This window comes from Mucilaginibacter sp., from assembly GCF_036383575.1.
Taxonomy (GTDB): domain Bacteria; phylum Bacteroidota; class Bacteroidia; order Sphingobacteriales; family Sphingobacteriaceae; genus Mucilaginibacter.
In genome coordinates, this window is the sequence record NZ_DASVOB010000617.1 from 1 (window position 1) to 9303 (window position 9303).

At 45.2% G+C, this 9303-nt stretch carries 11 protein-coding genes and 1 pseudogene; 2 read left to right on the forward strand and 10 right to left on the reverse strand.

What is annotated here, in order from left to right; all coding sequences use genetic code 11:
- Together VF500_RS21910 and VF500_RS21915 are read left to right on the forward strand one after the other, a co-directional pair.
- A pseudogene (locus tag VF500_RS21910) lies at positions 1-254 on the forward strand (Crp/Fnr family transcriptional regulator); the annotation flags it as partial.
- Positions 255-368: 114 nt separating this feature from the next.
- Positions 369-956 (forward strand): DUF308 domain-containing protein, encoded by a 588-nt coding sequence (locus VF500_RS21915; protein WP_330861722.1) that lies wholly within the window; start codon positions 369-371, stop codon positions 954-956.
- Positions 957-1154: 198 nt separating this feature from the next.
- On the opposite strand, the gene VF500_RS21920 is transcribed toward VF500_RS21915, so the two are convergent.
- From VF500_RS21920 to VF500_RS21965, 10 genes are all read right to left on the reverse strand, one after another.
- The gene (locus VF500_RS21920) at positions 1155-1514 is read right to left on the reverse strand and encodes a hypothetical protein (RefSeq protein WP_330861723.1); all 360 of its coding nucleotides are present in this window, start codon (positions 1512-1514) and stop codon (positions 1155-1157) included.
- A complete protein-coding gene (locus VF500_RS21925) occupies positions 1514-2149 on the reverse strand; it encodes a hypothetical protein (protein WP_330861724.1) in 636 nt (211 codons plus the stop codon). The genes VF500_RS21920 and VF500_RS21925 overlap by 1 nt, the downstream gene beginning before the upstream one ends.
- On the reverse strand, positions 2112-2741 hold the full coding sequence (locus VF500_RS21930) for an outer membrane lipoprotein carrier protein LolA (protein WP_330861725.1): 630 nt from the start codon (positions 2739-2741) through the stop codon (positions 2112-2114). The genes VF500_RS21925 and VF500_RS21930 overlap by 38 nt, the downstream gene beginning before the upstream one ends.
- Positions 2742-2904: 163 nt before the next feature.
- A complete protein-coding gene (locus tag VF500_RS21935) occupies positions 2905-3678 on the reverse strand; it encodes a polysaccharide deacetylase family protein (protein WP_330861726.1) in 774 nt (257 codons plus the stop codon).
- On the reverse strand, positions 3672-4721 hold the full coding sequence (locus VF500_RS21940; RefSeq protein ID WP_330861727.1) for a beta-ketoacyl synthase chain length factor: 1050 nt from the start codon (positions 4719-4721) through the stop codon (positions 3672-3674). Before VF500_RS21940 ends, VF500_RS21935 begins: the two co-directional genes overlap by 7 nt.
- 3 nt (positions 4722-4724) lie before the next feature.
- Positions 4725-5924 carry a beta-ketoacyl-[acyl-carrier-protein] synthase family protein gene (locus tag VF500_RS21945; protein ID WP_330861728.1) on the reverse strand — a complete coding sequence of 400 codons (1200 nt, stop codon included), beginning with the start codon at positions 5922-5924 and terminating at the stop codon, positions 4725-4727.
- A gap of 2 nt (positions 5925-5926) precedes the next feature.
- The gene (locus tag VF500_RS21950) at positions 5927-6190 is read right to left on the reverse strand and encodes a phosphopantetheine-binding protein (protein WP_330861729.1); all 264 of its coding nucleotides are present in this window, start codon (positions 6188-6190) and stop codon (positions 5927-5929) included.
- Complete coding sequence (locus tag VF500_RS21955) at positions 6183-6806, reverse strand: hypothetical protein (RefSeq protein ID WP_330861730.1); 624 nt, start codon at positions 6804-6806, stop codon at positions 6183-6185. Before VF500_RS21955 ends, VF500_RS21950 begins: the two co-directional genes overlap by 8 nt.
- Positions 6807-6851: 45 nt before the next feature.
- A complete protein-coding gene (locus VF500_RS21960) occupies positions 6852-8102 on the reverse strand; it encodes an NAD(P)/FAD-dependent oxidoreductase (protein ID WP_330861731.1) in 1251 nt (416 codons plus the stop codon).
- A gap of 4 nt (positions 8103-8106) precedes the next feature.
- Positions 8107-9243 (reverse strand): beta-ketoacyl synthase N-terminal-like domain-containing protein, encoded by a 1137-nt coding sequence (locus VF500_RS21965; RefSeq protein ID WP_330861732.1) that lies wholly within the window; start codon positions 9241-9243, stop codon positions 8107-8109.
- Positions 9244-9303 lie beyond the last annotated feature (60 nt).

Sequence of the window (9303 nt, forward strand, 5' to 3'; positions counted from 1 at the left end):
TCCAGTACCTTTATACCACGCCAACCGGCTGGCAGCGTTTCGGGCGCCTCATTGCCGAATTGTTTTTCAACCACTCGCAGGCCCGTGCCGAAGAATTTCAGTTCAATACTGCCGAAGAGCGTTATTTAAAGATGGTAGCCCAGCATCCCAATATCGTTAACCGCATTCCTGCCTACCATATTTCATCCTACCTGGGCATCAAAAACCCATCGCTTACCCGTATCAAGAAGCGTTTATCACAAACAAAGCCTTAAAAACGAAACTCAGCTGACAAATGACCCTTCCGGTTTTCACCTAAGTGAAAATGGCTGTCGCGTTTTGTGCCCAACTTTGCGTCATCAAACAAAACGAAATAAAAATTGAAAGTCATGTCAGCAAATAAAACATTGATCATAGAAACTTCAGCTGCGGTAAAAACAGCCCGCGAGCTGCGCAAACTCTATTTTATACGGGTAGCATTTTCTGTTACCTGGGTAGTATTGGTATCCTTATTGGTCAAAACCTCATTTACAGCCGCAACCATATTGCTGGTGATCTATCCGCTATGGGACGTTGTGGGTACCTTCTTCGATATCCGCGCTAACCAGGGCAACGGTACTTCTGTAACACCGCAATACATTAACGCCGCCATCAGTATCGCTACCACATTAGCGGTAGGTTTTGCAATAAGTAAAGGTGTTTCATCGGCGCTGATTGTATTTGGGGCCTGGGCTTTATTAACAGGTTTAATTCAATTAGTCCTTGGCCTGAAAAGGCGCAAAGAATTTGGCGGCCAATGGCCAATGATCTTAAGCGGCGGCCAATCTATGCTTGCCGGGGTATCATTTATCGCCATGGCCCATTCGCCTAATATGGGTATCGTGAATCTGGCAGGATATTCGGCCTTTGGTGCTTTTTATTATTTATTGGCTGCTATCAGGCTGGGTAAAAGCGCAAAGCAGACTTTACAGGTTTAAAATATTAGATAGGGGATTTGGTGTGATTGATGAGCCTTTGGTTGGTAAACCAAGGGCTTTTTTATAACAATGTCATTGCGAGCGCAGCGCGGCAATCTCGTCGGATACAGGGCGGACTTGCAAAGTATTTATGCACGGCTACGAGATTGCCACGTCACCCCAACACTCATTCCCCTGCTGTTCCTCGCAATGACATGGTTACTTAAATACCCCTTTAAATTTCAAAAAAACAATCCCTTCATTCACCAGCTGTGCATCCGCTTTAACATGCCCTTCAATCATACTTATCTTTACCTCCAGCCCAACTTGTTCGTGTTGGTTAGGATCCATAAACGATAAAAACTTAATATTATCCGCTTTAATCAGCTGTAGTTTTTTATCCAGATGATCTTCAAGAACCTCCTTGATCATCTGCATCATACAAACGCCCGGCACAACCGGATTGCCCGGAAAATGCCCTTTGAAAATATCATGTGCGGAGTTAAGGGTGATGGTGGTTTTAAGTAAACTGCCATCGGTTTCAGGAGTTGTGAAACTGAAAAAAGTATCCTTGAGCATTATCGTTTAAGGCGTTTTAGGCCGATGTTAAATTTAAAGTTTTTATGGCTGATGCCGATGGTATCGGGGATGCCGTCATGGATCCCGCCCATCATGGCCTGTACCACCGGTTTACGATCCGAAGAGCGCTCCATGCGGATCAACTCTGTTCCTGCTTTATTGGTGATATAGTAGTTTGCTCCCTTTTCCTGCGGAAAAACATAGTACAGGTAATCGTCGTCTTTGCGCATATAGCCTGTTGCCGGATTTTGCTTGCGCATCATCACCAGTTCAAAATCTTTTTGCAGGGTAATGATCACCGGGCGCTTATCCATTTGTTTAATGATGTAATACACCTTGAAGCCGCCATCGGGCTTAAACTCAAAATCAAAGAACTTGAACCCCATCTCGTTGCTGAACACCATACGTACGCTTTTATCGGGGAGGGTTTTAATCAGTAGCAGACCGCTTAAATGATGACCGCCTATCACATCGACCTCGGTTTTGTAAAGTACGTTGGTAAAATCAGGTGCGAATTTTTTGATATCGCGCACATCACCCTCTGCCGGTTTGAAATTTTTATAAACCGATGAGCAGCTTGCCAGGATCAGCAGGCAGCTACTTAATAGCAAAAAGCGCGTCCGGGATATTGGCATTGATCTCTTTATTAGTGAAACGTAGGGTAGTGCTATCGCCCGAGCCTTCCAGCATTTCGATGATGTTTACGGAATAGTCTTTTTTATCAACGGTAATTTCAATGGTTTTAAAAAACTCACTCAGTTGCTTGTTAACCGGCGAAAGCGAAACCAAATAGGTGCCCTTGTTTTCATAAACTGCCGATTTAAAATCGCCGCTGTTGAGTGCGGTTCCCTGGATACAGTCCACCACAATTTTGTTGATCTGTTTGAATACTTTGTTAGACCGGGTGGATACCTTATTTTCCTTTTGGCCATCCTTGATGTACACATTGTCCTTGTTCAGGATCATGAGGTAGCTGAAGGGCTGAGTATATTCCATCCGGAGCATATTGGTTTTCCGGTACCAGAATTTTCCTTTGGATGTGATCTTTTCTGATAGCATGCTCAGGCTTTTCTCCTGGGTAAAATCACTTTTAATGCTGTTGGTTTTTTCGGCAACTTCGGCAAACTGCTGTTTGAATTTGGTGAGATCGGTTAGTTGGGTATAGCCTGCGTGTTGGGCATGGGCGGTGATGGTGAAACAAAGGAAAGCAACGAAAATACAGATCACATTGATCAAATTAGAATGAGCGCAAGCCGGTGCGGTTCCTTCCCTGGGGAAGGAGGAGGTAGGGGTTAAGCGCTGATGAAACCCCTCCCTACACCCTCCCAGGGGAGGGAATCGCACAGCCCCGGCTTCGACTTTTGTTATTTTATCTCTATTAAAAATCAATTTACGCATAAGCCTGTAAATTTAGCATTTTATCCAGCCGCACAATCTCATATCCCTGCGCTTTGGCCTGTTCAATAAACAGGGGTAAAACCGAAATTGTTGCGGGCCCCGTATCATGAAACAGGAAAATAGCACCGGGGTTTAACCGGCGGGTTATCTTATTTAATAATTTTTTCTCGTCATTAATAACGGTATCCATCGAGCGTACGCTCCAGCCTATAGGTATCATCCTGCTTTTAACAATGGCCTTTTTCAAATTGGGATTGATCACCCCGTAAGGTGGCCTAAACAACAACGGACTTAAATTGATGGTCTGCCTCACCACCTGGTTTGCCCGGAGCAGATCATCCAGCATTTTGGACGGTGAAAACAGATCGAACCAGAAATGGTGCGAAAAGCTGTGGTTGCCGATAACGTGGCCCTGCTCGTGGATCTGTTTCAAGATGGTTGCATTCCCGGCAATCCTGTTCCCGATGCAAAAGAATGCTACCGGAACGTTATGTTGCTTTAAAATATCAAGGATCTGTGGTGTTGCAACGGTATCCGGCCCATCGTCAAAAGTAATGGCGATGACCTTTTTGCTGGTTTTTGCAGCACACATCACCCGCATGAAAAAATTGGAGCCAATATAATAGCAACCGTAAAATAATATCAGCGAGTAAATAAATGCCAGTATCAGATAACTCCACCATGACACCCCTTCTGTGATGTGCTCCCAGGCTATTAACCCCAGCAGGCCAACAAAAAGAATATTGGTGTTCCTGAAGTTCAACATGCCGAAAGCAGAATTAACGAATGGTGAATATTTTGGTAATGATTATAGATCAAAATCTTTTTTACAGGGATCTGGTTGCTATCGGATACAAATGAACAAACGCCATTTTTGATTTCATGGGCGGCCAGCCACAAAGCAAATGCTGAAGAAGTCGGATACTCGCCACAGAGGGCTTTGTAACTGATGATTGGTTTATCCGCAAAATCATACATCTGCAGATGCTCATAAATAGCATCATTTTTTAAATCCCCGTTGTTACCTGTTATCAAGAGGTCTATTTCATTAATGTCGACATGCTGCGTCAACAAAAAAGTGTTGATATGCTGTTGTATTTCGGCTCTGTTGCGTGGTTTATAAAAGCTGGATACACCATCAATTTTAGCCCAATCATTACCCGAAACCTCACGGCTCAACAGGAAGAAGGCCGAACCTTCACCAGCCATTGTTCCTTTGCCGGGATCGTTAAGCAGTTCAAAATTCGAGATTGGTTGCCTGCGGTATAATCCCATCCGCTTTAAAATAGCATGGCTGTTAGTTGTAATTTCATCAATGCCCCCTACAAGTACGCTGCCTGCTTCGCCATCATACAAAAGCATCATGGCATCAAGCAGGGCGTTTTCAAAAGAGGCACCGCCATTTACAAACGTGTTGTTGTAGTTATGGCATTGCAGCAACAGTGCTATCTGCGCGCTGATTGTATTATGGGTTGATTGGATGAAAGCCGTAGGGGCAAGCGCTTCCTCATTTTGCTGCACCATTTTGCTCAAGAAAGTATTGGTATCCTCCAAACAGCCATAAGCAGTGCCCGTGATGATGGCATCGGGTACTGGTACGCCGGCTTGCTGCAAACAATCCATCCCCGAGGCAACGCCCATTTTAATAATGCGGCTCATGCGGCGAATGAGTTTCGGATCGATCAGGCTTTTATAATCGGGTTCTATACAGGTGAGCTTGTCGCCGGTGTATTCAACCAATTCCGTAAGGGATAACTGATTGCCGAATGTATTTTGCGGCGATATATTGCTTGCTGCCCTGATGTACATCGCCTATAGTTTTGAGAATATTAATGATGAACAATTACCCCCAAACCCAAACGAGTTCGACAGCACATGTTTTAACCCCGGCTGTTTTGAAAAACGGGTTTCGGGTGCAAAGGGCAGCCCTTCCATAGAAGTTTCAAACCGTAAATTGGGGTATACCAAACCACGTTGTATCGCCAGTGCCGAAAACACTGCTTCAATGCCCCCGCTTGCCCCGAGCGTATGCCCGGTAAAAGCTTTGGTAGAGCTCATTTTTGGATAATGCTCAGCGAACAGTGCTGCGATAGCGGCCCCTTCTGAGCTATCGTTATTTTGTGTGCCGGTGCCGTGCAAATTGATGTAACCGATATCTGAAGGTTGTAATCCCGCCTTTTGCAGCGCGCCTTTCATCGCAAGCAATGAACCTGTACCTTCCGGTGATGATGCTGTTTGATGATACGCGTCGTTTGCATTGTGGCAACCACTCAGGGTACAATACAATTCTTTTTTGATCGATAGGGCTATCCGTTCAGATACGAGTACCACATAACCCGCCCCCTCACCAAGGTTTAAGCCGCGGCGATTGGCATCGAATGGCTGGCAGGGTTGTTTGTCCAAAATCATGAGGGTATTAAAACCGTTCAGCGTAAAGCGGGTAAGGGCATCGGTGCCGCCTGCTATAACCACGTCAAGCATATTGTTTTTGATGAGCCTTGCCCCGTACATAATGGCATTGGCCGATGAGGAACATGCGGTGCTAATAGTGCTTACGTAATGCCTGATGCCCAGCTTATCGGCAACTAAATTGGTAACAGCACAGCACTCATGGTTAAGCACCTTGCGCAAGCGGCCTTTGGTATTATCGGGTAAAAACTCCCTGAAAAAATCTTCGGTTTTATCCATGCCGCCAACGGTATTGGCCGAAATAAAACCGCTTCTTAAACCGGCAAAATTGCTGATCCCAGCATCAACCAAAGCTTCTCTGGCGGCAATCAAACTCAGCATAGCCGTACGGCTGATGGCCGGTTTAAACCCCGAGAGTTCGGCAAGCTCTTCATTGCTCAGCTTAACCTCACCAACCGGAAATTCATCGCGATGTTCAGTGTCGAGATATTTGATGGCTGCAATGCCTGTTTCGGCCCGTTCAAGCGATAGCAGGTTTTGGGCCGTAGTATTACCTATGGCCGAAATCACCCCTGCACCAGCTATGAAAACAGGCTGCGCCACTGTTAAGCGTTCGGGATTTTACTGCCCTCAATAAACTCAGCAATGGTGCGTACCGAACGGAAGATCCTTGGGCCATCTTCCGCATTGGAAAGCTTTACTTTATATTTTTGCTGTAACAGTACGATCAGCTCCAACGCGTCTATCGAATCAAGTCCCAGACCATCGCCAAAAAGTGCCTGATCATCGCCTATATCCTCCGGCTTCACATCCTGTAAGTTCAACTGCTCAATGATCTGCTCTTTCAGATCGGCCATTAATTTATCCATTTGGTGTACTGTAAACTTTATTAATATTTTCTGTGGTAAAAGGCATGGAGCCTTCTTTTTTTTCTTTCTCAACCAAAAACAAAACCGCTTTATATTTATCGCCAAGCAGCTCCACCCATCCGCAAATGCAAACCTGCAGTTGCTGGGTATCCAGTAAGTTTGAAACGTAGCCCGCTATAAAATCCGCATTAAACTGCTCAAAAATAAAAAAAGCATTCTCGCCTTTAAAATGATGACGGATGCAGATCTCGCCGATGACAATATTGGGCAGCGTGTAAACAAACAAGGCCGGGCTTGCCATATCCTGAACGGATTCATAATACCGCTTATCAGTATCCAGGCTGGAACTGGCGTTTGATAATACTACGCCTATGTCGGTCGGCTGATATTTAGCCGCATCAAAATCTTTCAGCAAAACCTCGGCAACAAGCCAGCCCAGTTTGGCCAGGTTATCCATTTTATAAAACTTAGGATATTTTGCCCCGATGAGTTGATAAGCGGATAGCAGGAAGCCGGCAATATCAGTATATTCTGCCTCAAACAGCAGCGTACCATTATAGCGTACAGCATTGCTGCTGATGGTACAATGGGATGATATGTAATGCTGATTGTTCAATTTATATAAAAATGTATCAGGCTTTAAGCTTTGAGCATTCCGCTTTTAGCGTTTATCGGCGGCTACAATATCCCTTAAGGTGATAGTGCGGGCCAGTTTATGCAATGCTGTTTCGTGATTTTTAACGTAAGGGTTGTCCAGGTCCCAAACATAACCGGCCAATACCGAGCAGATTTGGCTTTTAACAAGCGGGTCCTGGTTATCGGCAAAAAATATGGTGTCCAGTACGCCCTCGTACCATGCGGTAACGTATGAGCGAAAAGTGTTCACACCCTGCATCATGTGCTGCATGTATTCCTTATCCCAATCTACCGTTTCGCCGTTCAATGTACGGATTACGAGATGAGCCGCTGTTTGGCTCGATACCGTAGCCAGTGTTACGCCCGATGAAAATATAGGATCTAAAAACTCGGTCACATTGCCGGTAAGCACAAAGCCATCGCCATAAAATTTACTGGTAGTGGCCGACCATGATTCCAGCACCCTCGGCGCAAATTTAAATTCTACATCTTCAAACCGCTCACTGAAATAAGGCTGCGAAGCGATGAGCTCACGCAAAACTTCTTCGTCGGTACCTTCATGTTGTTTAAAAAATTCAGGATTGCCCACAAATCCCAGCGAGGTAACGCCATTGGCAAAAGGAATGATCCAGATCCAAACGCCGGGTTGGTGCACCACAATAGTAATGCGGTTTGGCTCATCGGCCATCGAACGTTTTTTATCAACGGTATGCACAAACAGCGCTTTGCGTGGTACCTGGGTAGATGGCCTGTCGAGGTTAAACAGTTTGGGGATCACCCGGCCGTAACCGCTGCCATCGATAATAAAGCGGGCCACAATTTGTGTTTGGTTGCCGTCTTTATCTTCAACTGTAGTTACCGAATCGGTGCCGTTGAAAACGATATTGGTAACTGTGGTTTCGTAGTGAACTGGCACACCTATTTGCGCAACGGTATCGGCAAGTGTTTTATCAAAATCGGCACGGGGTACCTGCCAGGTCCAGTTCCAGCCGGGGGTAAATTGGTCGGCAAACTGGTAGTCGCAGATCTTGCCGTCTTTCACAAACTTGGCCCCCGCTTTTTCCTGGAAGCCCTGCGCTTTAATGGCATCTACAAAACCGGCTTCGGTTAGTGCTTCCATGCAGCGGGGCAGCAAACTTTCGCCAATTACAAAGCGGGGGAAAAGCTGTTTTTCTACAATTTTTACCTTAAAGCCTGCCTGGTGTACAATGGATGCGGCCACCGTTCCTGCCGGACCTGCACCTATTACCAATACATCTACCTGTTCTGTATTCATATTATCAAATATCCTGTTGTGATTTGGTTAAGATTATGGCCGCATTGCATCCCCCAAAGCCCGAAGCTATTTTGAGGCAATTATTAAGCGGTTTCGAGATCAACTGACTGCAAACATTTACCGGGTTGGCATCACCTTGTTTGTTAAAGCCTTTTGTCGGAATAATAATATTTTGCTTTAATGATTGTGCTGATATAATGGCTTCGATCAAGCCTGACGCTCCTAATGTATGTCCGTAAAAACCTTTAAGACTGTTAAGCGGTACGCCTTGTAAACCAGCCAGCGTAACGGCTTTGGCTTCCATTTCATCATTATAAATGGTAGCTGTGCCGTGGGCCGATATGAAGTCTATATCCTCGGCTTGCAAGCCCGCAGCTATCATCGCTTTATTGATGGCATAGTATAATTCTTCGCCGGTGCGTGATGGCCCTGAAATATGGTTAGCATCATTACTTACTGCACCAGAAACCAATTCAATAGTTTCTCCGTCAGTTTCTTCTGCCGATAGAATAACAGTAGCTGCGCCCTCACCTAAGTTGATGCCGTCGCGGTTGGCATCAAATGGCTTGCACAGGCCAGGACTAACAGCCTGGAAAGATTGAAAACCAGATAATACAAATTTTGAGATCACATCGGCACCGGTAACAACAACATGGTCGTATAGCCCGGATTGAATTAACCGCATCCCGGTGATCATGGCCGCCAAACCTGAAATACAAGCGTGTGAAATAACTATAGGTTCGTTTACAAAACCAAAATGTTGAGCTATTTTTTTTGCCGATGAATGCAGTGCAATGCGCGCATCTAATTCCTGGCTTGGCTCTTCAGTTTCCAACAGGCTGATATTACCTTTAGTGGTGGAAATGATCAGAACAGTTTTTTTGTCGGATATATTTTTATCAACTCCATACAAGATTTCGGTTAACGAAGCAATGACGAGGTGCTCGAATTTTGTCCAAGACTTATCAGTTTGAAAATATCCTTTTTCAAATAACGATGCGAAAAAACGCTCGTCAGACATGGCTTTGTCATTGTGTTGCCTCACACCCGTAACGTCGTTAACCAAGTGCTCAAAGTTTTGCGCAGTTGTAGCGCCCAGGGGCGAGGTAATATTATCGGCAACAAGGTAAACCTTTTTCATCCCAATGCGCTGTTATATCAAACCGTGTTTTTGTTTCCACTCCAGGAAAAAATCCGGGTT

Bases quoted from the DNA above. Each gene is read 5' to 3' on its own strand.
- VF500_RS21915 (WP_330861722.1), top strand. From the start codon at position 369: ATGTCAGCAAATAAAACATTGATCATAGAAACTTCAGCTGCGGTAAAA.
- VF500_RS21925 (WP_330861724.1), bottom strand. From the start codon at position 2,149: ATGCCAATATCCCGGACGCGCTTTTTGCTATTAAGTAGCTGCCTGCTG.
- VF500_RS21965 (WP_330861732.1), bottom strand. From the start codon at position 9,243: ATGAAAAAGGTTTACCTTGTTGCCGATAATATTACCTCGCCCCTGGGC.
- VF500_RS21920 (WP_330861723.1), bottom strand. From the start codon at position 1,514: ATGCTCAAGGATACTTTTTTCAGTTTCACAACTCCTGAAACCGATGGC.
- VF500_RS21960 (WP_330861731.1), bottom strand. From the start codon at position 8,102: ATGAATACAGAACAGGTAGATGTATTGGTAATAGGTGCAGGTCCGGCA.
- VF500_RS21950 (WP_330861729.1), bottom strand. From the start codon at position 6,190: ATGGATAAATTAATGGCCGATCTGAAAGAGCAGATCATTGAGCAGTTG.
- VF500_RS21935 (WP_330861726.1), bottom strand. From the start codon at position 3,678: ATGTTGAACTTCAGGAACACCAATATTCTTTTTGTTGGCCTGCTGGGG.
- VF500_RS21940 (WP_330861727.1), bottom strand. From the start codon at position 4,721: ATGTACATCAGGGCAGCAAGCAATATATCGCCGCAAAATACATTCGGC.